Below are 25,912 nucleotides of genomic sequence, written 5' to 3'. Positions count from 1 at the left end.
AAGTGGGTCAATTTTATTGGCCAAAAGTGGGTCAAAATTAATGGCCATTGACACAAACATTTTGGGCATCGTATTAAAGTGCCATAAAACTGCGCCAACTATTTGACTCGCACTGTAAATCTGACTACCTTTAGGCAAAGATTATAAGTGTGGCCCTCCGCTATCAAAGCACCGGGCCCTATAATGTGTGTTTACAGGACGCCCACCTCGCCTATGTTGCCCAACAGCCATATTTTGCTGATCGATGATGCGCCTCAAGGTCGTCAGGACCTGAGCGTGATTCTTGCCTTCCTGGGCGAAGAAGTTGTTTTGACCACCTCAGCCGATTGGCAAACAGATGTGGAAAAACAGGATACCAGTCCCGGTTTCTTCAAATGCGTGATCCTCGGGTACTGTGAACAGTCAATTGGTGTTCAGGGCTTACTTGGACAGTTGGACAAGTGGGACGAAAACCTCCCGGTCATATTGCAGGACGCAGAACAGGCTGCGCACTGGCCTGAGCATCTCCGCCAGCGTCTACTCGCTGTGCTTACCCCGCCCCTGGGCTATAACCAGTTGCTCGATGCATTGCATCGAGCTCAGGTTTACCGCGAGGTGTTCGACGAGCGCAATCGTCAGCGTCAGCGTGAGCCCAATCTGTTTCGTAGTCTTGTTGGTACCAGCCGCAGTATTCAGTCAGTGCGACAGATGATGCAACAGGTGGCCGATACCGAAGCCACTGTGTTGATTCTTGGTGAGTCGGGCACGGGCAAGGAAGTGGTTGCGCGTAACCTGCATTACCACTCCAAACGCAAGGATCAGCCGTTTGTGCCGGTCAATTGCGGCGCTATACCGGCTGAGCTGCTTGAGAGCGAGCTGTTCGGCCACGAGAAGGGTGCGTTTACCGGAGCGATTACCAGCCGTGCAGGCCGCTTCGAGCTCGCCCAGGGCGGCACTTTGTTTCTTGATGAAATCGGCGACATGCCTCTGCCGATGCAGGTCAAGCTGCTGCGTGTCCTGCAGGAGAGAACCTTTGAGCGTGTCGGCAGCAATAAAGTACAGGTTGCTGATGTGCGGGTGATTGCGGCGACCCACAAAAATCTCGAAACCATGATCGAGGCAGGTGGGTTCCGTGAGGACCTCTACTATCGCCTGCACGTGTTCCCGATCGAGATGCCAGCCATGCGTGAGCGCATTGAGGATCTTCCCCTGCTGCTCAATGAGTTGATCACCCGCCTGGAAAAGGAAAAGCGTGGCTCGATTCGTTTCAGCACCTCGGCCATTATGTCGCTGTGTCAGCACGACTGGCCAGGCAATGTGCGCGAGCTGGCCAATCTTGTCGAACGGATGGCAATCATGCATCCCCACGGCGTGATTGGTGTCGGTGAGTTACCGCGCAAATTCCGTTATGTGGAAGATGATCAGGAAGACCTGCGCAAGCTGAGCGCGGATGAAGATGAGCGTGACGAAGCTTTCAGCGGCCTGGTCGGACTCGATAGTCCAGCTTATCTTCCACCGGAAGGGCTGGACCTCAAGGAGTATCTGGGTGGTCTGGAGCAGACGCTGATTCAGCAGGCGCTTGATGAATGTAATAGCGTTGTTGCGCGAGCTGCTGAACGACTGCGTATTCGCCGAACTACCCTGGTCGAGAAGATGCGCAAGTACGGTATTAACCGTGGCGCTGATCTGTCAGAAGACTGACGCGTATTTGCAAGAATGTCCGTAAGTGCATGATATATATGCATTCGCATTAGATGGCACAGGCCTTGCTTTATCACCCCTGACGAGACGTATTGTAATCAGGGGATACCCAATGGTTCTGACTGCCCAACACCTGCCCGCGACTGACACCGACACTGACCATCAGGTTAGTGACCCCGGCGCACGTCCGCAGCGCAGCGAAGCTCAGCTGCAACGGGCCCATGCGTTGTTCAAGGAAATGTCGGACCGGCTGTCCTCCTCCCATACACTGTTGCAGGCGCAGGTCGCCTCTCTCCAGGGGCAATTGGATCAGGCCCGCGTGCAGCGAGACCAGGAGCTGGCCGAAAAGGCCTGCCTGGCTTCACGCTTGCAGAATTTGCTGGATCTGTTGCCCGGCGGCGTGGTTGTCCTTGATGGCAACGGCAGGGTTCGCGAAGCCAATCCGGCTGCCCGCGAACTGCTCGGGGAGCCCTTGGAAGGTCAGCTCTGGCGTGATCTGATCCGCGAGCGTTTTGCGCCGCGGGACGATGATTATCATGAGGTATCCCTGCGCAGTGGCCGTCGCGTTTCTTTGGCCACCCGCTCGCTCAACGGAGAGCCGGGCCAGATCATCCTGATCAATGATCAGACCGAAACCCGTCAGCTACAAAGCCAGTTAGCCCGCCACGAGCGACTTTCCGCTCTGGGGCGTATGGTTGCGTCGCTTGCCCACCAGATTCGTACTCCACTTTCTACAGCGATGCTCTACGCCAGCCATTTGAATGACACAGCCCTGCCAGCGGAACACCGGCAGCGCTTCGGCGAGCGCCTGACTTGCAGGTTGCAGACTATAGAGCATCAGGTGAGGGACATGCTCTTGTTCGCCAAAGGGGACCTGTCTCTGACCGAGAAGTTGACCGTCGCCGAATTTTTCGATGCGTTGCGCCAGCAAGCCGAACCCATGCTGGGCCATGCCGGCGCGACCTGCCGCTGGGATAATCGTTGTGACAGCCAGGCACTACTGCGCTGTAATCAGGATACCTTGATCGGGGCAATGACCAACCTGATAGACAATGCCATACAGGCCGGCGGACATTATCCGCGGCTGAAAGTCTGTGCGCGATTGATCGAGGGTCAGCTCAGTCTGGCGGTAATCGATACCGGATGCGGTATGGATGCTGCGCAGCGCGCCCAGATAGGTGAGCCCTTCTTTACCACCCGGTCGCAGGGCACAGGTCTGGGTGTTTCTGTGGTCAAGTCGGTGGCTGCGGCCCATGGCGGCGCGTTTTTCCTGCGCAGCAAGGCAGGCTGGGGTACCTGTGCTGAACTCCTTTTGCCTTTACAGGCTGCAGCCACAAATTACATCGATCCGGAAGCAGCTCCATGAGTAAGCCACGCATTCTTCTGGTTGAAGACGACCGCGCCCTGCGTGAAGCCTTGGCCGATACCCTTACCCTGGGAGGGTACGACTATATTGAAGCGGGTGATGGTGAATCCGCTCTGGCGCTGTTGCAGCGCGAGTCGGTCTGCATGGTGGTCAGCGATGTAAATATGCCGGGTATGGATGGGCATGGCCTTTTACGCGCTCTGCGTGTGCAGCATCCGCAGCTGCCGGTGTTGTTGATGACCGCTTATGGCACCGTTCAGAACGCCGTTGGCGCCATGCGCGATGGGGCGGTCGATTACCTGGTCAAGCCATTCGAGCCGAAGGCATTGCTTGATCTGTTGGGTCAGTATGCGCTTGGTCGGTTGCAATCAGGCAAGCTTGAAGGCCCAGTGGCGGTGGAGCCGGCCAGTCAACAATTATTGCAACTCGCCAGCCGGGTTGCGGCCAGTGATTCGACGGTGTTGATTTCCGGCGAGTCCGGCACCGGTAAGGAGGTTCTGGCGCGCTATATTCACCAGGCGTCCTCGCGGGCTCAACAACCGTTTATTGCGATCAACTGCGCCGCCATTCCTGACAACATGCTGGAGGCGACGCTTTTCGGTCACGAGAAGGGCGCCTTCACCGGCGCCGTAGCAGCGCAGTCCGGCAAGTTCGAGCAGGCCAACGGTGGTACCTTGCTGCTGGACGAGATATCCGAGATGCCGCTGGCGCTTCAGGCAAAATTACTGCGCGTATTGCAGGAACGTGAAGTCGAGCGCGTTGGCGGACGGAAGCTCATCCAGCTTGATATCCGAGTGATTGCTACCACCAACCGTGATTTGCCAGCGGAAGTGGCGGCGGGGCGTTTCCGGGAAGATCTGTACTATCGGCTCGGTGTTTTTCCGCTGCAATGGCAACCCCTGAGAGGGCGCGTTGGTGACATCGTACCTATCGCTCAGCGTCTGCTCGACAAGCATATACGCAAGATGAATCAGCCTCCCGTGCGATTCGCTGAGGATGCCTGTCAGGCTATGCGTCAGCATGGCTGGCCGGGTAACGTTCGCGAGTTGGACAACGCCGTGCAACGCGCGCTCATTCTGCAGCACGGTGGTGTGATCCATGCTCAGGACCTGTGTCTTTCGGTATTGCCGGGCAGCCCTGTTACTCCAGCGGCTACGGGGCTCTCTGAGCGCCCTTCGTTCAGTGCTCCGACTATGCCAGATATGGGCTATGAGGACCGCGGCGGCAATCCGACGCCGGCCGGAGATCCGTCTGAGCCCGCCAGTCGCTCTGCCTGCAATCTGACAACCGACCTCGGTGTCGGTGTGCGCCAGCGCGAGTACCAGTTGATTCTTGACGTGTTGCGAGCCGAGCGGGGCCGCCGCAAAGAGGCTGCGGACAAGCTGGGCATCAGCCCTCGCACCCTTCGCTATAAGCTCGCCCAGATGCGTGATGCCGGTCTGGATGTCGAGATGCGTTTTTAGTTGGCATCGATCTTGCTATATCAATCTTAAAGCTACAGTCGCCGTCAAAAAAATACGGTTTGGAGATTGGTATGACCCAGGGTGTCGAGTTCAATCGTTTGATGTTGCAGATGCGTTCCATGCAGATGGAAGCCATGGGTCGGCCGCAAGCGCCGACGCCTTTGGAGCAGAACGCCGACGTCAAAGGCCCCGCTTTCGACGATCTACTGAAAAATGCAGTGGACCGGGTCAGCGAATTACAGAAAACTACTTCTGAACTGCAAACTGGCTATGAGCGTGGCGACGCCGGTATTGATCTCACCCAGGTAATGATTGCTTCGCAGAAATCCAGTGTCGCGTTCCAGGCAGCTTTACAGGTGCGGAACAAGATGGTGACTGCCTACGAAAGCATCATGAACATGCCCATCTGATTTGCTGTGATTGACCGAGGGTAGAAAATGGATTCCGCGAACACTGCAAATACACCGGTCACCCGGCCCCAGGCAAGCACGGGCGCTGACCGCAAGCCGTTTCTGGGTATGAGCTTCCTGGACAACCTGGCTCAGCTACCCATGCTGCGTCAGTTTGGTCTTCTGGTCGGGCTGGCTGCCAGTGTCGCCATCGGTTTTGCAGTTGTGCTCTGGTCACAGCAGCCTGATTATCAGATTCTCTACAACGACATGCAGCGCTTCGATTCGGCTCAGGTGACAGAAATCCTGCAAACCAGTCGTATCGAGTATCGTATCGATCCCAACACCGGCGCGCTGCTGGTCGCCAGTGCCGATATCAACGATGCCCGCATGCGTCTGGCCGGTGCTGGTGTAACGCCCCGTGATGACAATCTGGGTTTCGAAATTCTCGATCGCGAGCGGGGCCTGGGTACCAGTCAGTTCATGGAGGCGGCAACCTACAGACGCGGCCTCGAGGGTGAGATCGCCCGTACCATTTCCAGTATGTACAACATCAAGTCGACGCGTGTGCACATTGCCATGCCCCGTTCCACCGTGTTTGTGCGTGATGAGCGCAAGCCTAGCGCCTCGGTACTGCTGGAGATGTATTCGGGACGTTCGCTTGAGCCGGCGCAGGTCATGGCTATCGTCAATCTCGTGGCTACCAGCGTTCCCGAGTTGGATAAGGACCAGGTCACCATCGTTGACCAGGCGGGCAATCTGCTTTCCGACCAGAGTGAATTGAGCGAGCTGACTGTAGCGGGACGTCAATTTGACTACGCCAGACGCATGGAAGAGAGTTACGAGCGGCGGGTTAACGGAATTCTGCTACCCATCGTCGGGGAAGGCCGCTACCGTGCCGAGGTGTCTGCGGAGGTCGACTTCAGTACTGTTGAGTCCACTGCCGAAATGTACAGTCCCGAGTCTGCTCTGCGCAGTGAGCAGGTCATGACTGAGGCCCGTGGCGCCGGTCAGGAGGCTAGAGGTATTCCCGGCGCTCTGACCAATCAGCCCCCCGGCGCTACACAGGTACCCGAACAGCCCGCCGATCCGGCCGTTGAAGGTGCTCCCCTCCCGGGCGCCTCTCCGATGGATACCCGTCAGCAGGCCACCCGCAACTTTGAACTCGATCGCCAGATCAGCTACACACGCCAGCAGCAGGGCAGGCTTGCGCGGTTGTCTGTGGCAGTCGTAGTGGATGATCCGGTTACCGTTAATCCGGAGACGGGCGAAAGCACACGCATACCGCTGACCGAAGCCGATCTTGCCCGGTTGACGCGACTGGTTCAGGATGCAGTAGGCTATGATGTGAGCCGCGGTGACAGCGTCAGCGTCGTCAACAGTCCTTTCGTGGCTCAAGCAGCATTGGAGCCGCTGCCAGAGATCCCATTCTGGTCGCAGCCCTGGTTCTGGGACGTTGCCAAGCAGATACTGGGTGTTCTGTTCATACTTATCCTGGTATTCGGTGTGCTGCGCCCCGTACTTAAAAACCTGACAACCAATAGTCGTGACAATGGGGCTGGCGGATATCCTGCGGAGTATGGCGGTTCGGACGAACTGGGCAGCGATCTACGCGACGACCACGTCAGTTTGTCTGGTGCTGTCGCTGGTGGCGCAGGGGCCGCTATGCTCCTGCCGTCACCCGGTGCCGATTACGAACAGCAACTGAATGCAATCAAGGGTCTGCTGGCTGAAGATACCGGCCGGGTCGCCCAGGTAGTCAAAGAGTGGATCAACGCCGATGAGTGAAGAAGCAGCTGCCAAGCGCCCCGCCAAGCTATCAAAGCTGGATAAGGCCGCGATCTTTTTGTTGAGCCTGGGTGAGTCCGACGCCGCAGCGCTTCTCAAGCACATGGGACCGAAAGAGGTCCAGCGGGTTGGTAGTGCCATGGCGGGTCTGCGAACCGTCAATCGCGAGCAGGTGCACCAGGTCATGGGTGACTTCATCGAAACTGTCGGAGAGCAGACAGGCCTGGGTGTTGGTGCTGACAGCTATATTCGGACAATGCTTACCCAGGCTCTGGGTGAAGACAAGGCCAACGGGCTGGTAGATCGTATTCTGCTGGGCGGCAGCACGTCGGGCCTGGACAGTCTCAAATGGATGGAGCCCAGGGCTGTGGCCGACGTCATCCGTTTTGAACATCCCCAGATTCAGGCGATCGTAGTGGCCTACCTCGATCCCGATATGGCGGCCGAGGTGATTGGTTATTTCGATCACAAGGTTCGTCTGGACGTGTTGCTGCGTGTGGCATCCCTTAATACGGTACAGCCATCAGCGCTCAAGGAGCTCAACGAGATCCTTGAAAAGCAGTTTGCCGGTAACTCCAATACAACACGGGCCAACATGGGTGGCGTCAAGCGTACGGCAGACATCATGAACTTCCTTGAGTCGAGCACTGAATCCCAGATCATCGAAGCCATCCGTGACATGGATGAAGACCTTTCCAGCAAGATCGAGGATCTGATGTTTGTGTTCGACAACCTTGCAGACGTCGACGACCGTGGCATCCAGGCGCTGCTGCGGGAGATTTCCTCCGATGTGCTGATCATTGCCCTCAAGGGAGCTGACGAGGCGATCAAGGACAAGATTCTCAAGAACATGTCAAAGCGCGCTTCAGAATTGCTGCAAGATGATCTGGAGGCCAAGGGTCCAGTCCGCATCAGCGAGGTCGAAGCTGCGCAAAAGGAAATTCTCACTATCGCGCGGCGCATGGCCGACGCAGGCGAAATTGTTCTGGGCGGCAAGGGCGGCGAGGAGATGATTTGATATGCCGGTACTGGAAAGCCTGTAAATGAAAACTCCAGGCACTACCGCGCCAAGGACAGAGGATAGCGAATTGCTGCGCGGCGGCGAACAGTCTGCCTTTGCGCGATGGGATTTGCCCAGCTTTGACGCCGAACCCCACCAGGTTCCGCTGGACCGCGAGGAGCCGGAAGCTGACCTCAGAGCTCCTCTGGATGAGCCAGACCTGGATGGCGACCAAGAGCCGCAGGAAGAAGCGCCCAAACCTTTCACCGTGGAAGAGCTTGAGCAGATCCGTGAGGAAGCTTACAACGAGGGTTTTGCCACGGGTGAGAAGGATGGTTTCCATTCTGGCCAGCTCAAGGGCCAGAAGGAAGCAAAGTCCAGGATTGATGCTCGTCTGGCCGAACTGGAAGCGCTGATGACGCAGTTGTTGGAGCCGATGCACGATCAGGATGACCAGATCGAAGACATGTTGCTCAAACTCGTCGAGACCATGGTAAGCCAGGTTTTGCAGCGCGAACTCCAGATTGACTCCAGCCAGATCACCAAGGTACTCAGGGGCGCATTAAAGGCGCTGCCCATGGGCGCCGAGAATATTCGTATCTATCTCAATCCGGTCGACTTTGAAGCTGCAAAGGCACTTCGTGAACGCCATGAGGAAAAATGGCGCCTACTCGAAGATGATCAGTTATTACCTGGCGGTTGCCGGCTCGAGACCGAACAGAGCCAGCTTGATGCCACTGTGGAGACGCGTCTGCAGCAAATCATTGATCAGCTGTTTGAGCAGCAACGCGAGCAGCGCGCCCATCCCCCAGAGCCAGATATCAGTGTCGAGCCGCCAGGTTCTGACGATAGCAGCGAGGCGCCGAGCGATGGACAGACCTGAGCGTATCAGCTTCGCCCGCCGCCTGGCCTCATACGAACCCGTTCTGACGTTACCTGACGAGCCCATAGTCGAGGGTCGTCTGATACGCATGGTTGGTCTTACCCTGGAAGCTGAAGGTTGCAAGGCGCCGGTAGGTAGCCGCTGCCTGGTGATCAGTGATACAGCCCAGGGGCGTAGCCAGATTGAAGCCGAGGTCATGGGTTTTGCCGGCAGCAAGATTTATCTGATGCCGGTGGACAGCCTGCAGGGTGTCCAGCCGGGAGCCCGCGTGGTGCCATCGAAGGGCGGCGGCAAGCTACCCATGGGCACAGCAATGCTGGGCCGTGTAGTGGACGGTATTGGTCGACCACTGGATGGCAAAGGCGATTTCCGGGCTGACGACTGGGTAGATCTGAACGGACCGACCATCAATCCGCTCAAGCGCCATCCGATTGAAGAGCCACTGGATGTGGGTATTCGCTCGATCAACAGTTTGCTGACTGTCGGGCGGGGCCAGCGTCTGGGTCTTTTCGCCGGCAGCGGGGTGGGCAAGAGTATGTTGCTGGGGATGATGACGCGTTTCACCGATGCCGATATCACTATCGTGGGCCTGGTCGGTGAGCGGGGTCGTGAGGTGAAGGAGTTCATCGAGCAGATCCTGGGTGAAAAAGGTATGGCCCGCTCAGTCGTGGTTGCTTCACCTGCTGACGATGCGCCGCTCATGAGGCTACGGGCGGCAATGTATTGCACCCGCATCGCTGAGTACTTTCGTGACCAGGGCAAGAATGTGCTGCTGCTCATGGACTCGCTGACCCGCTTCGCCCAGGCCCAACGTGAGATTGCTTTGGCCATCGGTGAGCCTCCGGCCACCAAGGGTTATCCACCATCGGTGTTTGCCAAGCTGCCGCAACTGGTAGAACGGGCGGGCAACGCGGAGCAGGGCGGTGGATCGATCACTGCCTTTTATACGGTGTTGTCCGAGGGTGACGATCAACAGGATCCAATTGCCGATGCATCACGTGCGATTCTGGACGGCCACGTGGTGCTGTCGCGCCGGCTGGCCGAGGAAGGGCATTACCCCGCGATTGATATTGAAGCCTCCATCAGCCGCGCGATGCCGCAGATCGTCAATGATGAGCAGATGCAGGGCGCCCAGCGCTTCAAGCAGATTTATGCCCGCTATCAGCAGAGCCGTGACTTGATCAGCGTCGGCGCCTATTCCGCCGGATCAGATCCGCTGACTGATATGGCCATGGAGAAAATGCCCGAGATGCAGGCTTTCCTGCGCCAGGGCCTGCACGTCAAGGTCAACTTGGCTGACAGCCGTACTGCCCTGGAACAGCTGATCAGCCATGAGTGAAAACCGCATACGGCGACTGGTGCCGGTGCTAGACATGGCTCTTGAAGAAGAACGCAAGGCGGCAGGAAGGCTAGGGGAAGCACAACAGCAGCTTGATAGCGCCCGTGCGCGCCTACAGGACCTGGAGTTCTATTGCAGCGAGTATCAGAAAGGCTGGGTTCAGCGTGGGCAGCAAGGCGTAGGGCGTGACTGGCTACTCAATTACCAGCGTTTTCTGGCGCAGATGCAGACGGCCATCGAGCAGCAGCAGCAGACTGTCACATGGAACGCTCAGAGTCTGGATAAGGCGCGTGAGCAGTGGCGTCAGCGTTATCAGCGGCTGGAAGGTATGCGCAAGTTGATTGACCGTTACCGGGAAGAGGCAAGACTCAAGGCAGACAGGCAGGAGCAAAAGCTGCTTGATGAATTGTCCCAGCGTGCCTTCGAAAGTCGCCCTAAATAAACCCTGACAGGTTACCCTTGCTGTGCTAGAACTTAAAAACATGTGCAGACATCAATAAGGAAGATACATGCCCATCAAAGCCATCCTGTCCCCAGACGGTCAGGAACTAACAATAAAGGTGTCCGGGCGATTCGATTTCAGCGCGCATCAGGATTTCCGAGAAGCCTATGAACGCGGCGGACTGGCCCCCGAACGCTTTGTGGTCGATCTTCATGACACTGACTACATAGACAGCTCTGCACTGGGAATGCTGTTGTTGCTCAGGGATCATGCCGGTGGCGATGCAGCTGAAATACGGATCATTCATTGCAATCAGAATGTGCGCAAGGTTCTGAGCATCTCTAATTTCGAACAGCTCTTCAGTATCGAATAGTCCATGGCTGACAACCGGTCCACGGACCTGCGTCTTCAGCAGGTAGCCCCGCTGAAGATACTGATAGCGGACGATAATCCTACCGACCGGATGATCCTTGCTCGACTGGTCGAGCGGCTTGGTCACGAGGTGCTCAGTGCGGAGAACGGTCTTGAGGCGCTGGTCCAGTTCAGCTTGCAGCGGCCTGACCTGGTGTTGCTGGATGCATTGATGCCCGTAATGGATGGCTTCGAGGCTGCTCGCCGGATGAAGTTGCAGTCGGGCGAGAACCTGATCCCAATCATTTTTCTTACCAGCCTGACTGATACCGGGGCACTGGTTAAGTGCCTTGAGGCCGGTGGTGATGACTTTCTCACCAAGCCCTACAACCCAGTCATCCTGCAGGCCAAGATCCATGCTTTCAATCGCATGCAGGAGATGCATCAGACCTTGCAGGATCAGCGTGATCTGATCAGCAGTCAGCACGAACGTCTGTTACACGAGCAGGAATTGGCGAAGATCATCTATGATCGCGTGGCCCATGCTGGCAGTCTTGGTGCTGACAATCTGCGCTATGTGCAAACGGCTTTTGCGATGTTCAATGGCGATATTCTGCTCGCCGCCTACCGCCCATCCGGCGGCATGCATATTCTGCTCGGCGACTTCACAGGTCATGGTCTCTCCGCCGCCATAGGCGCAATGCCCCTGGCAGAGATTTTCTATTCGATGACCGCCCGTGGTTACAACCTGAGCGATATTCTGCTCGAGGCGAACAGCAAGTTGAGTCGCATACTCCCGATAGATATCTTCTGCTGCGCGGTGCTGATCGAAATCAATCCAGACAAGGGGCTGGTGGCAATCTGGAATGGGGGGTTACCGGAGGTGCTGCTGCTGGATCGCAGCGGCGAGTTACTTCATCGGATCCCTTCCACACATCTGCCTCTGGCCGTAGCGAATTCAGATCGATTTGATCCGACGCCGGTGGTGCTGCCGATGACCACCGGAGAGCGCCTTTTGTGCCTCACTGATGGTGTGATCGAAAGCCGAAATCGGGCTGGTGATCAATATGGTGAAGAGCGAGTGGTCGATCTCATTGGTCGTTATCAGGGCCGGCCTGAGGGTATATTCGACGGCTTGCTGGAATCACTTGAAGCCTTCCATGGTAGCCCCGAGGACGATATCAGTTTGCTGGAGGTTATCATGCAGCCGCTCAGCGCGCCGCCGGCAACACTCCTGCATGAGGATGTCAGACACCTGGATGGTCAGGACTGGCAACTGGCTTATACCTTCCGCGCAGCGTCGATTCGAGAGCATAATCCGCTGCCCTTCCTGCTCAAGGTCCTGATGGAGGTGCCAGGACTGCGTGCCCATGCAGGCAGGCTATTCACAATCCTCAGCGAGTTGTACAGCAACGCTTTGGAACATGGGCTATTACAGCTCGATTCATCCGTGAAGCTCGATTCATTGGGTTTCAATAGTTATTATCGTGACCGCAATCAGCGCTTGCAGGGACTAAGAGACGGTTGGATACGCGTGATGCTGGACCATCAGCCGAATGCAGGTGGAGGGGTCCTGGCCATAGAGGTTGAGGATAGCGGCGAGGGTTTTGTCGAGCAGTGCCCAGGCGACACCCGTGGCGGTTATGCGGGCCGTGGTCTCGAATTGATTCGCGCGCTTTCCGATGAAGTACGCTTCAATCCGCGTGGTAACGAGGTCAGGGTAGTGTTTGCCTGGCAGCTTGGGCATACTGCCGGCACCTGAATGATGACAGGCTGATGAGAGCCAGGGAGACACAAGCGGCATGGCAGATTTGCCCATCGACATTGACTCGAGTGTGCAGGATGCGCTGCGCGAATTGATGCAGGAAGATTATGCGTTGTTGGTTGATACTTTCAGCCGCGATGCGCACAAGCGTCTTGCCCAGTTGCGTCTTTGCCTTGAGTCGGAAGATTGGGAAGCTTTTCGCCAGGCGGCCCATAGTTTCAAGGGCAGCTGCGGTAATATGGGCGCAGTGGCCCTTCAGGAGGCCTGTGAAGTAGCTGAGCGTGCAGGTCTGGAAGCTGATCCGGTAGCCGCGCAGGATGGCTTCGAACAGGTTCAATATTGCTTCCAGCGGGTTGCTCCGTTGCTAGGCATTCCAGCTTCTCGCTGACCCCCCCATACAGACTCTTCTTTTGTAAAAACTCTAAAGCTGGCGCGTGACTTGCATTGACAGGAAATAGGCTTCATTCCCTTTCTTGTAGTGGAGAGTACGCAATGTCGGTCAGTCAGAATCTGCTGGCGTTTTTCAGTGGCGGATCGCCACAGGTTTCATCCTCGGTGACGCCTGCAAGCACCACGGAGAATACCAAGATAGAGGGTTTGGCAAATTTTGCCGAGATTCTCATGGACCAGCAGCCCGACGATGTCGAGGCACTCATGCAACTGCTGGGAGATGCCGAGGGCGAACAGACCCAGGGTCTGTTGGACCTGGCCGAGATTGCCGCAGACGGCAAGAACTTGCCGGCGGGTATGCAGGAATGGCTTGCGCAGCTGGATGAACTGCGTAGCGAAACCGAAGACCAGGCGGCTTCGCTGCAGACAGGAGAGACTTCTGAGGAGCAGCAGCTGGAACTGGGAGCTCTGGTTGAGGACTGGTCCCAATGGTTGGATCAAGCGCGACAGTTCATGGGCAAGGCTCAGGATACGGAAGTTACCGCCAGCGAACCGGTGGACGCCGACGCGGCTGACGCGCTGGCAACCATGGCAGAGCTGGTTGGCACCCAGCTCGCTTCCAAAGCAGTTGAAGCGGCGAACACCGTGCTGGAAGCGCCGGGGGCTGTTAAGACTGCGCCGGCTATTGCCAGCGCGGCGACAAGTGCCGAGCCTCTCCTTGATCCGGTCAGAAAACTGCGTCGTGACGCAGGGGCGACGGGTCTTCAGTTATCCCAGGAACAGACTTCCCGAGCAGAGCGTGATATGCGACAGGAGCCTGCAGGTAATAACGGTTTGCGAGCGATGGCTGAGCGTGGAGTTTCAGCCGATGGGCAGCAACCGGTACAGCGTAATCTGGACATGACGCCCGCCGCGGCAGAGGGCAGGGCGGCCTTTGCCGGCAAGCTTGCCGAGACACTGGAAGCGCTAGGTGGTCGGACTGCAAAGTCTGATCCGGATTCGGCCGAGGCGATGCTTCGCCCAGGGACGCAAACCCAGGCTGCAGCCCAGGGCGCGCTGGCAGCTCGTCCAGTATTGGCTGCGAGTCAGACGCTCAACGTGCCCTTCGGCCAGGCAGGCTGGGGTGATGCGGTCATGGACAAGATGATGTGGATGTCCAGTCAGAACCTGCGCAGTGTCGAAATCCGGTTGGATCCGGCTGATCTGGGACCTCTTGAAATACACATCCAGACGCGGGGTCAGGAGCATCAGGTCCAGTTCGTGACCCAGAACCCCTCAGTGCGTGAAGCGCTGGAGGCTCAGATGTTCCGTTTACGCGAAGCGTTCAATCAGCAGGGTATGGATCTGGTCAATGTTTCCGTCGGTGACTCGGCCGTGGATCAGCAGGCCCATCATAGTGAAGGCGGGGGTTCTGATGGCCGCGGTCGCGGTGTGGTTGGCACCCAGACACGGGAATCTGATGAAGCAGGCATGATGATAGCCTCCGCCGCATTGAGTCAGGCGGAGACTAGTCGGCTGGTCGACTATTACGCCTGATTTCAGGCTTGCGCATTACCTCAAACCGGGCCCAGGCCCGGTTTTGTTTCGTCTGGAATGCTGTAACCTGCAAGCGAAGACATTTGTCTCGCTTAGCTTTATCCTTGGCGCTCTTATACTGCATGGCCTATGGAAGTTGGCACGGTCAGTGCAGCAAGCTATTCAACAGTCTGTGGAAAGGCTTTTTCACGGCACAAGTGACGGTATTCTGGCATGGCAAAGCAGGAACAGGTTAAACAGGCAGCCGCTGATGGCGAAGCCACCCCGGTTAAAAGCAAGAAGAAATTGTTTATTCTGATAGGCGTCGCTTTTCTGGCGGTTTTGCTGTCCGCAGGGGGTGCAGCTTTCTTTCTCATGGGAGGGGAAGAAGAGCCGGAAGAGGCTGCGGCAGATGCTGTACCTGTGCAGCAGTCAGCCCTGTACCAGCCGATGGAACCCGCCTTCGTCGTGAACTATACCCACGAAGGTCGTCGACGCTACATGCAGGTTAACGTGGTTCTGATGGGGCGCGACCCCGAGTTGATGGCAGCGCTTGCCCAGCATATGCCACTGATACGCAACGAACTGGTGTTGCAATTCAGCAGTGAAGAATTTTCGTCGCTCTTTACACCCGAGGGCAAAGAGGCCCTGCGTGAAAGAGCAACGCTGGCAGTAAAGTCGACCCTCGAGAAAGAGTTGGGTAATCCGGTAATCGAAGCCCTGCTGTTCACCAACATAGTCTTGCAATAGGAATTACCGATGGCCGTACAGGATCTGCTGTCACAGGACGAAATCGACGCGCTTTTGCACGGCGTCGACGATGGGGCAGTCGATACAGAGATCGATTCAGATCCCGGCTCGATCAAAAGTTACGATCTCACCAGCCAGGACCGCATCGTCCGCGGGCGTATGCCGACCCTGGAAATGATCAACGAGCGATTTGCCCGCTATACGCGTATCAGCATGTTCAACCTGCTGCGTCGCTCCGCCGATGTTGCGGTCGGAGGCGTGCAGGTCATGAAGTTTGGCGAATACATACACTCGCTCTACGTGCCGACCAGTCTCAACCTGGTCAAAATGAAACCGCTGCGCGGTACCGCCCTGTTCATCCTGGATGCCAAGCTGGTCTTCAAACTGGTGGACAACTTCTTTGGTGGTGACGGCCGGCACGCCAAGATTGAGGGCCGGGAGTTTACCCCGACCGAACTGCGCGTGGTGCGCATGGTGCTGGATCAGACTTTCCTCGATCTCAAGGAAGCCTGGCAGGCAGTTCAGGATGTGAACTTCGAATATGTTAACTCGGAGGTCAATCCGGCCCTGGCCAACATCGTCAGTCCAAGCGAAGTAGTGGTCGTCTCGACCTTCCACGTAGAACTCGACGGCGGCGGTGGTGATATGCATATCACCTTCCCTTATTCGATGATCGAGCCACTTCGCGAGGTTCTCGACTCGGGTGTGCAGTCGGATGTGGACGATCATGACGAGCGTTGGATACGCGCGCTGCGCGAAGAAATTACCGCTGCCCGCGTGCCGCTGAGTGCGACCGTTGTGCGGCGTCAACTGAAACTCAAGGACCTGCTGAGCATGCAGGCCGGGGACGTGATTCCGGTCGAACTGCCCGAGCATATGGTTCTATGCGCCAATGGCGTTCCCACGTTCAAGGCCAAGTTGGGTTCGGTCAAGGGCAATCTGGCACTGCAGATACTGGGGCCAGTAAACAGGCCGCGTTGAGCCCGACCGTAAGACGCACCATAGAAATTGATAAAATCACGCCAATAATCAGCATTGAGGAATAACAAGATGGCCGATGACAAAGATTCCGGCGACGTAACCCCCGAAGAGCAAGCTCTGGCGGATGAATGGGCTGCGGCACTGGATGAGTCGGGCGACGCCAGTCAGGACGATATTGATGCCATGCTCGCGGAGAGCGAAAAATCGCCACGCATGGCCATGGAGGAGTTCAACGCGCCAACTATCCAGCCTGGTGATAACTTCGAGACTGGCGGCGATACGCCCAATCTGGATGTCATTCTGGATATTCCAGTGACCATTTCAATGGAAGTGGGCAACACCGATATTACCATTCGCAACCTGTTGCAGCTTAACCAGGGCTCCGTTGTCGAGTTGGACAGACTGGCCGGCGAGCCGCTTGATGTGAAGGTAAACGGCACTCTCATTGCCCATGGTGAAGTGGTAGTGGTGAACGAGAAGTTTGGTATTCGTTTGACCGATGTAATCAGTCCTTCTGAACGAATCAAGAAGCTCCGCTGATGCGTGCCGCATGTATTTGCAGTGGCGGTGCACTGATGCTGCTGTCTTCACCTGCGGCCTATGCGCAGCAGGCTGGAGAGGGGAGCCAGATCAATATTATGGGGCAGCTGGGTCAGCTGGCGCTGGGTTTGGTATTGGTCGTCGGTCTGATATTCCTGATTGGCTACCTGATGCGCCGCGTTGGTCCGCTAGCCCCACATGGAGGGCAGCAGATCAAGCTGATCAGCAGCCTGGCGCTCGGACCGCGTGATCGATTGATTCTGGTTGACGTTGCAGGAAAGCAACTACTGCTGGGTGCCTCTCCAGGGCGGATAACCACGCTCCATGCTTTTGATGAGCCGGTGGCAGAGGTTCCGGATAGGTCGGGTATGAACAGTGAATTTGCCAAAACCCTGCGGACATTGCTCAAGCGGGAGCCACAGCCATGATTCGCTGGATGTTGCTGTTATTGACCTTTGTGACACCGACAGTATTTGCGCAGGACGCGGGCGATCTCCTGAGCATGGATGCCATTACGCTGACAACCGACGAAGACGGCGGGCAGACCTACGGGGTCAGCCTGCAGATTCTGTTGCTTATGTCTGCGCTGACCTTCATACCGGCTTTCGTGATGATGATGACCAGTTTCACCCGGATCATCATCGTTTTTGCGATTCTGCGACAGGCACTAGGCTTGCAGCAGACGCCGTCCAGCCAGATCATGATCGGTCTGGCGATATTCTTGTCGATCTTCATCATGGCCCCGGTATTCGAGCGGATGAATGAGACCGCTCTGCAGCCCTACCTGAATGAAGAACTTTCACCACAGCAGGCCCTTGAGCGGGCCAGCATCCCCTTGAGAGGGTTTATGCTGGCGCAGACGCGGGAAACCGACCTTGAGCTTTTTGTGCGCCTGGCCCGCCGCGATGACATCACCAGCCCCCAGGAAGTGCCCTTTCATATTCTGGTGCCAGCTTTTGTCACCTCAGAGTTGAAAACAGCATTTCAGATAGGCTTCATGATCTTCATTCCGTTTCTGGTGATCGATCTGGTGGTGGCCAGTGTCTTGATGGCTATGGGTATGATGATGCTGTCGCCGCTGATTATCTCTCTGCCGTTCAAGATCATGCTGTTCGTGCTGGTAGATGGTTGGGCCCTGATCATTGGTACCCTTGCCGCCAGCTTTGCCGTGACATAGGAGCCGGACCATGACCCCCGAAGTAGCTGTAGAGCTGTTTCGCCAGGCACTCTGGCTTACCACTGTACTGGTAGCGATTATCGTCGTGCCGAGCTTGCTGGTTGGCTTGGTCGTGGCGATGTTTCAGGCTGCGACCCAGATCAACGAGCAAACGTTGAGCTTTCTGCCCCGCTTGCTACTCACCTTCATAACTCTGATTTTTCTGGGTCCCTGGATTGTTACCCAACTTATCGAGTACACCGATAGCCTGTATCGCAGCATACCGGGTCTGATCGGCTGATGCTGGAGCTCTCCGGTGCCGATATCAGCCGTTGGGTATCCAGCTACATGTGGGTTTTCTTCCGTATTGCCAGTGTCATGATGACCATGCCGGTGATCGGGACGCAGCTGGTCCCTGCGCGTATTCGCCTGTTTCTCGCAGTGGCGTTGACCTTCCTTGTCGCGCCACATATTCCTTCTCCGCCATCCCTGGATCCATTAAGTCTGGGCACCTGGGCGATTATTGCCGAGCAGATACTGATCGGTGTCACCATGGGATTTGTTTTGCAGCTGCTGTTCCAGGTCCATGTGCTTGCAGGTCAGATTGTTGCTATGCAAATGGGTCTGGGTTTTGCTTCGATGAACGATCCGGCAATGGGTATCTCGGTAGCGGTAGTTGCTCAGGTATTCACTATGCTGACCACGCTGTTGTTTCTGGCGGTCAATGGCCACCTGATTGTTATCGAGGTATTGGTCGAAAGCTTTACCACCCTCCCGATAGGCGAATTTTTCAGAGTGTCGGACTTTCAAGCGGTGGTACTGAGGTTTTCCTGGGTGCTTGCCGCGGCTTTGCTGATTGGTCTGCCGGCGATTACTGCGTTACTGATCGTCAACCTGTCTTTTGGCGTCATGATGCGTGCAGCCCCGCAGTTGAACATTTTCTCGATTGGCTTCCCGCTTACCCTGGTATTCGGCATCTTCATACTCTGGGTGCTGATCGGCAGTGTGGGTGAACAGTACCAGGTCGTGGTTTCCGACACGCTTATCTGGTTGCGTGAACTGGTGAGGGCGAGCTGATGTCTGAGCAGCCGGACAGCGGTCAGGAAAAAACCGAGGACCCCACGGAGAAACGCCTCAAGGAATCCCGTGACAAGGGCCAGATTGCCCGTTCCAAGGAATTGAATACTCTTGTGGTAGTGATGTGCTCGGCAGTCGGTCTGCTCACCTTTGGTCCTGCCATGTTCCGATTGCTGCTCGACCTGATGTCCTACAACTTTGCCATGGAGCGCGAAGAGCTGTTTGGTACTGACAGTATGGGAATACACCTGCTCGAGTCTGTAAACATAGGCTTGATGATCCTCGGGCCCATATTTTTCGTCCTGTTTGTTGCTTCCATTGTGGGCCCGATCATGCTTGGTGGCTGGTTATTCAGTGGCAAATCCCTGGCACCCAAATTCAGCAGGATGGATCCCCTGGCCGGCCTCAAACGCATGTTCTCGCTCCAGGCGCTGGTAGAGCTGCTCAAGGCCCTTGCCAAATTTCTGGTGGTACTGGCGATGGCCCTGGGAGTACTTGCCTTTTTTCAGAACGAAATGCTTGAACTCGACAGCGAATCCGTGCCCGATGCCATCGGGCACAGTCTCTGGATTCTGGGCACGGCCCTGATTTTCCTGGCCTGCTCATTGATTCTGATCGCCGCAGTGGATATCCCGTTTCAAATATGGGACAACAAACAGAAGCTGAAAATGACCAAGCAGGAAATCCGCGACGAGTTCAAGGATTCCGAGGGCAAACCAGAGGTTAAAGGGCGTATTCGCCAGTTGCAGCGCGAAATGGCCGAGCGACGGATGATGGGTGAGGTACCCCAGGCCGACGTGGTGATTACTAACCCGACCCACTTTGCCGTAGCTTTGAAATACGATCCACTGAACTCTGGTGCGCCCGTGCTGGTAGCCAAGGGCGCCGATTTCGTCGCCCAGCGTATTCGCGAGGTTGCCACCGAGCACAATGTAGTTGTGCTGGAGTCACCACCGTTGGCCAGGGCAGTATTCTACAGCACGGAACTGGATCAGCAGATTCCCGCCGGGCTTTATCTTGCTGTGGCACAGGTCCTCGCCTATGTATTCCAATTGCGTCAATATCGAGCGGGGCAGGGCAAACGGCCAGGGCCAATACCCAATCCGGATATACCTGTAGACCTGCGCAAGGATGAGTAAGCGGTTGCTGACAATGGGGCTGAGGCGTATACATTCCAAATAGTGTGGCACTGCATTCATCACGGGAGTTCAAACAATGACAGGAAGGTCCGGTGCGGTATGGCAGATGTTGGCAGGTGCGTTCATCGCCCTGGCCTTGGCATTCATGGCAATTAATATCAAAAGTGGCATGCTGCAGTTTCGCGATGCCGACCGCGTGGTTAGCGTAAAGGGCCTTGCAGAGCGGACTGTCGAGGCGGACCTGGCGCTGTGGCCGATCAATTTTTCGGTCCTCGGTAATGGTCTGGACCAGTTACAGAATGACATCGAGTCGCAACAGAGTCTGATCAGATCATTTCTGCTTCTCAAGGGGTTCGCGGAGGACGAAATCCAGCTATCCATGCCCAAGATTACCGACCAGCATGCCAATGTTTACGGCTCGACGCTTCCAGCGGACCGTTACAGGGCGGAGGCGACGGTGTTAGTGCGCACTCAGGATGTTGAGGGGGTCAAGTCGGCGATGCAGTCAGTTGGCGAACTGGTCAAGTCGGGCGTTGCTTTGACCCAGAGCTATGAGTTTCAGCCGAGCTTCGTCTTTACCGGCCTGGAGTCAATAAAGCCAGAAATGATCGCCGATGCTACTCGCGACGCGCGGGCCGCTGCAGATCAGTTTGCGCACGATGCTGAGGCCAGTGTTGGCAGCATCCGGCGCGCATCACAGGGCTACTTCTCGATCGAGGATGTGGATCCATTTACACCCGAAATCAAACGGGTGCGGGTGGTTACCAGTGTTGATTACATATTGCGTTGACTATTCCAGGCTCTGAATGACGAAGGGGATGAAGTTTTCCCCTTCCACCTCCTGCTCTTCTCCCAGCTCACACCATACCCGCTCAACCAGCACTGGTTCGGGAAGACTTGCGTGGAATGGCGGTAATTGCCCGTTTACTTCGAGAAGAAAGGATTGCTGGTCTTGCGGACTCAAACGGCCTAGAAGCTCCAGAAGAATATCCTGACCAAAATCCAGGGACAGCGCGTGGATTTCCCCGTCATCTCCCCAGGGGACATCAAACAGGGTCGTGCAGAGATCGTGACTCACAAAATCGATTTCGCTGAAGCGTATCTGCAGAAACTCCACAGGTTGATTGGAGGCGAGTGCTTGCAATTGGTACGTCAAACCGAGGTCGGGATTCATGTGAGGCCGTGGCAGTTGTTTTTGTAGTAAACACATACTAGCAGTTGAAGACGCCTGCGTAGAGGCTCCCGCTGATTTTTTACCTGAAAACGGCTTCAATCTTTCATGTCTTTAGTGTTATGTTATAACAGTTTTAAAGGCTGATTGTTATTTGGAGAGCGCATGATGCAACACAATGATTTGCTATTGCCCGTGAGCGTATTGTCGGGATTTCTTGGTGCTGGCAAGAGCACTCTGCTCAACCAGATCCTGCGAAATCGGGAGAACTTGCGAGTGGCGGTTATCGTCAACGATATGAGCGAGATCAATATCGATGCCAGCGAAGTACAGCGTGACGTTACGCTGAATCGTGCGCAGGAAAAGCTGATAGAAATGAGTAATGGCTGTATCTGCTGTACCTTGCGTGAGGATTTGCTAGAGGAGGTAGCGAGGCTCGCCGCAGAGGGTCGCTTTGATTACCTGTTGATTGAATCCACTGGCATATCCGAGCCGTTGCCTGTGGCAGAAACCTTTACTTTTCGAGATGAGACGGGCCGCAGCCTCTCTGACCTGGCACGTCTCGACACCATGATAACGGTGGTCGACGGGGTCAATTTTCTCAGTGACTTTCAGGCGGCTGAGAGTCTGGCTAGCCGCGGTGAGACTCTGGGCGAAGAGGATGAGCGTTCGATTACCGACCTTTTGATTGAACAAGTCGAATTTGCCGACGTCATTCTGATCAGCAAGGTTGATCTGATTTCGTCCTCAGCACGTGAAGAGCTACAGGCTGTTCTGCGTGGATTGAACAGTGAAGCTGAGATGGTACCGATGGTGATGGGTGGCGTGCCTTTGGACAAGGTATTGAACACCGGTCGTTTCAGTTTTGAGCGCGCATCCATGGCGCCGGGCTGGCTCAAGGTAATGCGTGGTGAGCACGTGTCGGAAACTGAAGAGTACGGTATTGCTTCCGGTACGTACGCGGCGCGCAAGCCCTTTCATCCCGAGCGCTTTCATGCCTTCCTTGCACGCACCTGGGACAACGGCAGGCTGCTGCGTTCAAAGGGCTACTTCTGGTTGGCCAGCAGACCGTCCGAGGCGGGCAGCTGGTCGCAGGCAGGTGGGCTTATGCGCTACAGCTATGCTGGCCGCTGGTGGCGCTCGGTGTCCCGGGAGCACTGGCCCAAGGATGATCAGGAAGTTCAGGTCATTATGGCTAAGTGGGATGCCCGTGTGGGTGACTGCAGACAGGAACTGGTATTTATCGGTCAGCATATCGATTTTGACCGTTTGACCAAGGAGCTTGATAGCTGCCTGCTGACTGAGCAGGAAATGGCGCTTGGCCAAGAGGTCTGGCTCCAGCTGGCCGACCCCTTCGGACCCTGGTCTGAAGAGCAGGCTGCCTGATGCGGTTCGCCCATGATCCTGGAGTCCCGACGTGGTTCCAGGCCGACCGGATTGAGAGTCTGCTGGAGATCCTTCGCGATGAGGTCAATCTGGCGGTCTGGCAGCGCCCCCTTGCGCCTCCAGTGCAAGCTTTTGTCAGTGCCTTGCTGCAGCACAGTGGACAGCTGGCTGAAGCCCATACCCTGGAGGTTAGAAAAGATCGTCAGGATGACACCCCGGTGGTTATTCCACGTCTGGCAGGAGCCATGAGCCAGCTCGAGGGCTACACCGAATTCATCGCTGATGTGGCGTATCTGATCGACGCCTTTGCGAGTCTGGTCGATGCGCAATTGATAGGTCTGCGCTTGCGTTTGCTTGATCAGGACATGTGTCCGCGCTGGCATGTCGATCACGTTCCGGTCAGATTGGTCAGCAGTTATGCCGGACCCGGTTCGGAATGGTTGGAGGAGGGCCAGCTGCCGCGCGAGTATCTGGGTGGTCCGGGGATTGATCGCTACTCCCGCGGGGTCAGCAGCCAGATCCTTGGGGTCGGCGATGTAGCCTTGCTCAAGGGTGAGCGCTGGCAGGGCAATGTAGGGCGGGGACTGATCCATCGTTCTCCGGCTGTAGCGGAGGGTGAGCGTCGGCTGCTACTAACGCTGGATTGGTTGAAGTAGTAGTTATAACAGCAACGGGCTACTGACTGGAGGAGCCCCCGGGAGGATCCGATCGGCCGTATAAGCCGCTGACAGATACGTTTCAGGTCTCTAGAATGACGCTTTAATCACAAGAGCCGCCCCCATGCAATTGTTACCCTGGAGTCACGATACCCACGCTGGTTTTACCCTGCGCGGCTGGCATACGGCGCCCAGCGGCAAACCCCTGCTGCATTTTTTGCACGGTAACGGCTTTTGCACGCGCACCTACGAACCGATGCTGGCATTACTGGCACAGGATTTTGATCTCTGGCTCTGTGATCTCCAGGGTCATGGCGAAAGTGATCACGGCGGCTCATTTGTGGGCTGGAACCGCAACGCTGAGTTGGCTCTTGAAGCTTTTACCGTTGGGCGCGACCTGTTTGGAGAGGTACCCGTATATGCTTGTGGGCACAGCTTCGGCGGGGTTCTGACCAGCTTGATGCTGTCGGCTCATCCAGATGTTTTCCGGCGCGCGGTGTTGCTTGATCCGGTCCTGTTTCCGCTGAAGCTGATTGGGTTGCGTGTCAGCCTGAGTCTGCTTGGAATTCGCCGTAATCCGATGGCTGATGGTGCCCGTGCCCGTCGCCACCATTGGCCTGATCGAGAGGCAGCTTATGCTGCCTTGCATGGTCGTGGCATCTTCAGAGGTTGGGAGGACGCCGCGTTCCGCGCCCATATCGATCATGCATTAAAGGATCATGCCGAGCTCGGTGTCGAATTGAAATGCAGGCCCACCCGCGAGGCCGATGTGTTCGAGAGCATGCCCGACCGCCTCTGGCCCGCCCTGAAGCGCATACGCACTGAAACCCTGTTGATTTACGGTGAAAAAACCTACCCGTTCGTCATCCAGTCGGCGCGCAAACTGGCTGCTAACAACGCGCGGGTAACTGCACGCCCGACGCCCGGCGGACACTGTTTCATGCAGGAGCACTCACTTGCAGCTGCACAGCAAGTGAGCGCATTTCTTCTTTCGGATAACTAGCCGTTTTGGCCTTCCGGCTTGGGTTGACGGCTGATGATCGCTCGATTCACCTGCTCTGCAAGGCCATTGCCTGCCTCACTCATGGTTAGATAAGCCAGATCTGCGCCGGCATCCAGAATGCGCTCGGCGATGTCTTCGTACATGGCGTGTGAAACGATCAGGCCCTGAAACCCTCGGCTGCGCAGCTTTTGAACTGCGATTGTCTTGGCTTCAGCATCGTTCATGGCCAACACCACAGAGTGCACTTGAGGCATCTGCAGGCTTTGCCAGAACACCTGGTCTTCTGCGTCGGCAAATAGCGCTCGCCGTCCTGCCACAATGCTTGCCTCGATTGCTACCGGGTCGGAATCCAGACCCACTACCCGGTAGCCCTTAGCAGTGAGACTATCGTATGCGGCGCGCCCCGTGCGGCCTTGACCCATTACCAGTATCTCCGCATCGCCCAGCGACAGTGGCTGTTCGTCTGGATGACGAATATCCCTTTCAAAGGGGATCAGACGACTGGCCAGGCGTTCATAGAGGGGATGAGCAAAGCGATTGATGGGGGCAGAAAAGATAAAGGAGAGCGATACAGTGATGGCTAGGGGAATCAGCCACTCCGGCAAAACCACACTGGCGACGATCAGGCCGAACTCGCTATAGTTGGTCAGGCTCGCACTACTGAGAAAGGCGCTGCGCGCGCGCAGTTTGAACAGCAGGAAAAGAAAGAAGAACAGTACACCCTTGAGGGGAAGCACCACCGCCATGACCAGGGCAAAGACGATCGCGTCGGCGTCAGGCAATCCACCAATACCGATCTGCAGAAAGAAACCGACCAGAAAGACCTCTTTCAGACTCCACAGCGATTGTGACAACTCACCAGCTCGCTTGTGGTTGGCTAACATCGCTCCGAATGCCAGCGCGCCCAGTTCGGAACTTAATCCAACTGATTCGAAACCTACGCCACCGATTACCAGCGCGAGGAACAGACCCAGCAATACCAGTAGCTCCTCGTGGCCACACATATCCAGCAGACGATATAGCATGGGTTTGAGCAGCGGTATTGCGAATACCAGCAATGCCCATGCCGAGGGAGTGGTGCCGCTGGCAATGCTGATGACCAGCAGGGCGATTAGGTCCTGCATGATCAGCACGCCGATGGCTACGCGGCCGTGAAAGGCACGGAGCTCACGCTTGCTCTCAAGTACCTTGGCTGCCAGCACGGTACTGGAAAAGGACAGGGCTACTGCCAGCAGTATCGATTCGCGCATAGTGATGTCCAGCAGCACCAGGATGCCAGGCAGGAAAATCACAGTTGAAAGCACAAAGTGGATCAGGCTGCCGCCGATCACCTCTGGGCGCACCAGATTCTTGAGCTTGAGCTTCAAGCCGACGGTAAAGAGCAGCAGTAGAACGCCAAGATGAGCAATGTGCGCCAGAATGTAGCTGTCCTGCGGACCGACGCCAAAGAAATCACCGAAGGCTGCCAGCGAAAAACCCGCTGCAAGGTAACCAATCAGTGGTGGCAGTCCAACCTGACGCATGATCAGGCCGAGGATGAAAGCAAAGGCGATCCAGACAGCTTCGATCAAAATGGAATTCCCGTTCTTTGTGTCGTTATGGGCCATTCTAGGGGCCTGGCCTGACAGGGGCTAGCAATCAGCCATAAAAAAAGCTGCAAGCATGTACTTGCAGCTTTTTTC

27 protein-coding genes are annotated in these 25,912 nt (G+C 56.3%); 25 read left to right on the top strand and 2 right to left on the bottom strand.

What is annotated here, in order from left to right; all coding sequences use genetic code 11:
• Positions 1–213: 213 nt before the first annotated feature.
• From AAC076_RS10295 to AAC076_RS10190, 22 genes are all read left to right on the top strand, one after another.
• A complete protein-coding gene (locus AAC076_RS10295; protein WP_339845191.1) occupies positions 214–1,680 on the top strand; it encodes a sigma-54 dependent transcriptional regulator in 1,467 nt (488 codons plus the stop codon).
• A 112-nt stretch (positions 1,681–1,792) separates the two neighbouring features.
• Complete coding sequence (locus AAC076_RS10290) at positions 1,793–3,046, top strand: ATP-binding protein (protein WP_339845188.1); 1,254 nt, start codon at positions 1,793–1,795, stop codon at positions 3,044–3,046.
• A complete protein-coding gene (locus AAC076_RS10285; RefSeq protein ID WP_339845185.1) occupies positions 3,043–4,509 on the top strand; it encodes a sigma-54 dependent transcriptional regulator in 1,467 nt (488 codons plus the stop codon). Before AAC076_RS10290 ends, AAC076_RS10285 begins: the two co-directional genes overlap by 4 nt.
• Positions 4,510–4,580: 71 nt before the next feature.
• Positions 4,581–4,919 carry a flagellar hook-basal body complex protein FliE gene (gene fliE / locus AAC076_RS10280; RefSeq protein WP_339845182.1) on the top strand — a complete coding sequence of 113 codons (339 nt, stop codon included), beginning with the start codon at positions 4,581–4,583 and terminating at the stop codon, positions 4,917–4,919.
• A 27-nt stretch (positions 4,920–4,946) separates the two neighbouring features.
• Positions 4,947–6,686, top strand: a complete 1,740-nt coding sequence (fliF, locus tag AAC076_RS10275) for a flagellar basal-body MS-ring/collar protein FliF (RefSeq protein ID WP_339845181.1) — start codon at positions 4,947–4,949, stop codon at positions 6,684–6,686.
• Positions 6,679–7,704, top strand: coding sequence for a flagellar motor switch protein FliG (gene fliG / locus AAC076_RS10270; protein ID WP_339845180.1), 1,026 nt, complete (start codon positions 6,679–6,681; stop codon positions 7,702–7,704). The genes fliF and fliG overlap by 8 nt, the downstream gene beginning before the upstream one ends.
• Positions 7,705–7,729: 25 nt before the next feature.
• Entirely contained in the window at positions 7,730–8,569 is an 840-nt protein-coding gene (gene fliH, locus AAC076_RS10265; RefSeq protein WP_339845177.1) for a flagellar assembly protein FliH, read from the top strand.
• Complete coding sequence (gene fliI, locus AAC076_RS10260; protein ID WP_339845176.1) at positions 8,556–9,908, top strand: flagellar protein export ATPase FliI; 1,353 nt, start codon at positions 8,556–8,558, stop codon at positions 9,906–9,908. The genes fliH and fliI overlap by 14 nt, the downstream gene beginning before the upstream one ends.
• On the top strand, positions 9,901–10,350 hold the full coding sequence (gene fliJ, locus AAC076_RS10255; RefSeq protein ID WP_339845173.1) for a flagellar export protein FliJ: 450 nt from the start codon (positions 9,901–9,903) through the stop codon (positions 10,348–10,350). Before fliI ends, fliJ begins: the two co-directional genes overlap by 8 nt.
• Before the next feature lie 67 nt (positions 10,351–10,417).
• On the top strand, positions 10,418–10,723 hold the full coding sequence (locus tag AAC076_RS10250; protein WP_339845172.1) for an STAS domain-containing protein: 306 nt from the start codon (positions 10,418–10,420) through the stop codon (positions 10,721–10,723).
• Positions 10,724–10,726: 3 nt separating this feature from the next.
• Positions 10,727–12,463, top strand: coding sequence for a fused response regulator/phosphatase (locus tag AAC076_RS10245; RefSeq protein ID WP_339845169.1), 1,737 nt, complete (start codon positions 10,727–10,729; stop codon positions 12,461–12,463).
• A gap of 40 nt (positions 12,464–12,503) precedes the next feature.
• Positions 12,504–12,854, top strand: coding sequence for an Hpt domain-containing protein (locus tag AAC076_RS10240; RefSeq protein WP_339845166.1), 351 nt, complete (start codon positions 12,504–12,506; stop codon positions 12,852–12,854).
• A gap of 104 nt (positions 12,855–12,958) precedes the next feature.
• On the top strand, positions 12,959–14,392 hold the full coding sequence (locus AAC076_RS10235; protein WP_339845164.1) for a flagellar hook-length control protein FliK: 1,434 nt from the start codon (positions 12,959–12,961) through the stop codon (positions 14,390–14,392).
• A gap of 213 nt (positions 14,393–14,605) precedes the next feature.
• A complete protein-coding gene (locus AAC076_RS10230; RefSeq protein ID WP_339845162.1) occupies positions 14,606–15,121 on the top strand; it encodes a flagellar basal body-associated FliL family protein in 516 nt (171 codons plus the stop codon).
• 9 nt (positions 15,122–15,130) lie between these two features.
• Positions 15,131–16,102 (top strand): flagellar motor switch protein FliM, encoded by a 972-nt coding sequence (gene fliM / locus AAC076_RS10225; RefSeq protein WP_339845160.1) that lies wholly within the window; start codon positions 15,131–15,133, stop codon positions 16,100–16,102.
• 69 nt (positions 16,103–16,171) lie between these two features.
• A complete protein-coding gene (fliN, locus tag AAC076_RS10220) occupies positions 16,172–16,642 on the top strand; it encodes a flagellar motor switch protein FliN (protein ID WP_339845159.1) in 471 nt (156 codons plus the stop codon).
• A complete protein-coding gene (fliO, locus tag AAC076_RS10215) occupies positions 16,642–17,070 on the top strand; it encodes a flagellar biosynthetic protein FliO (RefSeq protein WP_339845156.1) in 429 nt (142 codons plus the stop codon). Before fliN ends, fliO begins: the two co-directional genes overlap by 1 nt.
• A complete protein-coding gene (gene fliP / locus AAC076_RS10210; protein ID WP_339845153.1) occupies positions 17,067–17,819 on the top strand; it encodes a flagellar type III secretion system pore protein FliP in 753 nt (250 codons plus the stop codon). Before fliO ends, fliP begins: the two co-directional genes overlap by 4 nt.
• 10 nt (positions 17,820–17,829) lie before the next feature.
• Complete coding sequence (gene fliQ, locus AAC076_RS10205) at positions 17,830–18,099, top strand: flagellar biosynthesis protein FliQ (protein ID WP_339845151.1); 270 nt, start codon at positions 17,830–17,832, stop codon at positions 18,097–18,099.
• Complete coding sequence (gene fliR / locus AAC076_RS10200; protein ID WP_339845148.1) at positions 18,099–18,875, top strand: flagellar biosynthetic protein FliR; 777 nt, start codon at positions 18,099–18,101, stop codon at positions 18,873–18,875. Before fliQ ends, fliR begins: the two co-directional genes overlap by 1 nt.
• Entirely contained in the window at positions 18,875–20,014 is a 1,140-nt protein-coding gene (gene flhB, locus AAC076_RS10195; RefSeq protein ID WP_339845146.1) for a flagellar biosynthesis protein FlhB, read from the top strand. Before fliR ends, flhB begins: the two co-directional genes overlap by 1 nt.
• Before the next feature lie 76 nt (positions 20,015–20,090).
• Positions 20,091–20,804: an SIMPL domain-containing protein gene (locus tag AAC076_RS10190; protein WP_339845144.1), complete on the top strand. Its 714-nt coding sequence runs from the start codon at positions 20,091–20,093 to the stop codon at positions 20,802–20,804.
• Here AAC076_RS10190 and AAC076_RS10185 read toward each other — a convergent pair whose 3' ends face one another.
• The gene (locus tag AAC076_RS10185) at positions 20,805–21,188 is read right to left on the bottom strand and encodes a hypothetical protein (RefSeq protein WP_339845143.1); all 384 of its coding nucleotides are present in this window, start codon (positions 21,186–21,188) and stop codon (positions 20,805–20,807) included.
• A 165-nt stretch (positions 21,189–21,353) separates the two neighbouring features.
• Between AAC076_RS10185 and zigA the strand changes: the two genes are divergently transcribed.
• The 3 genes from zigA to AAC076_RS10170 all read left to right on the top strand — a co-directional run bounded on the left by zigA (position 21,354) and on the right by AAC076_RS10170 (position 24,230).
• Positions 21,354–22,571: a zinc metallochaperone GTPase ZigA gene (gene zigA / locus AAC076_RS10180; RefSeq protein ID WP_339845204.1), complete on the top strand. Its 1,218-nt coding sequence runs from the start codon at positions 21,354–21,356 to the stop codon at positions 22,569–22,571.
• Complete coding sequence (locus tag AAC076_RS10175) at positions 22,571–23,227, top strand: DUF1826 domain-containing protein (protein ID WP_339845141.1); 657 nt, start codon at positions 22,571–22,573, stop codon at positions 23,225–23,227. The genes zigA and AAC076_RS10175 overlap by 1 nt, the downstream gene beginning before the upstream one ends.
• Positions 23,228–23,351: 124 nt before the next feature.
• Entirely contained in the window at positions 23,352–24,230 is an 879-nt protein-coding gene (locus tag AAC076_RS10170) for an alpha/beta hydrolase (RefSeq protein WP_339845139.1), read from the top strand.
• Here the strand turns inward: AAC076_RS10170 and AAC076_RS10165 are convergent.
• A complete protein-coding gene (locus AAC076_RS10165) occupies positions 24,227–25,801 on the bottom strand; it encodes a cation:proton antiporter (RefSeq protein WP_339845136.1) in 1,575 nt (524 codons plus the stop codon). The two genes, AAC076_RS10170 and AAC076_RS10165, sit on opposite strands and share 4 nt — an antisense overlap.
• Positions 25,802–25,912: the final 111 nt, after the last annotated feature.

The sequence above is a fragment of the uncultured Halopseudomonas sp. genome, assembly GCF_963977355.1.
Taxonomy (GTDB): Bacteria; Pseudomonadota; Gammaproteobacteria; order Pseudomonadales; family Pseudomonadaceae; genus Halopseudomonas.
The sequence above is the reverse complement of the archived record's forward strand: the minus strand, read 5'-3'. Positions and strand labels throughout refer to the sequence as shown.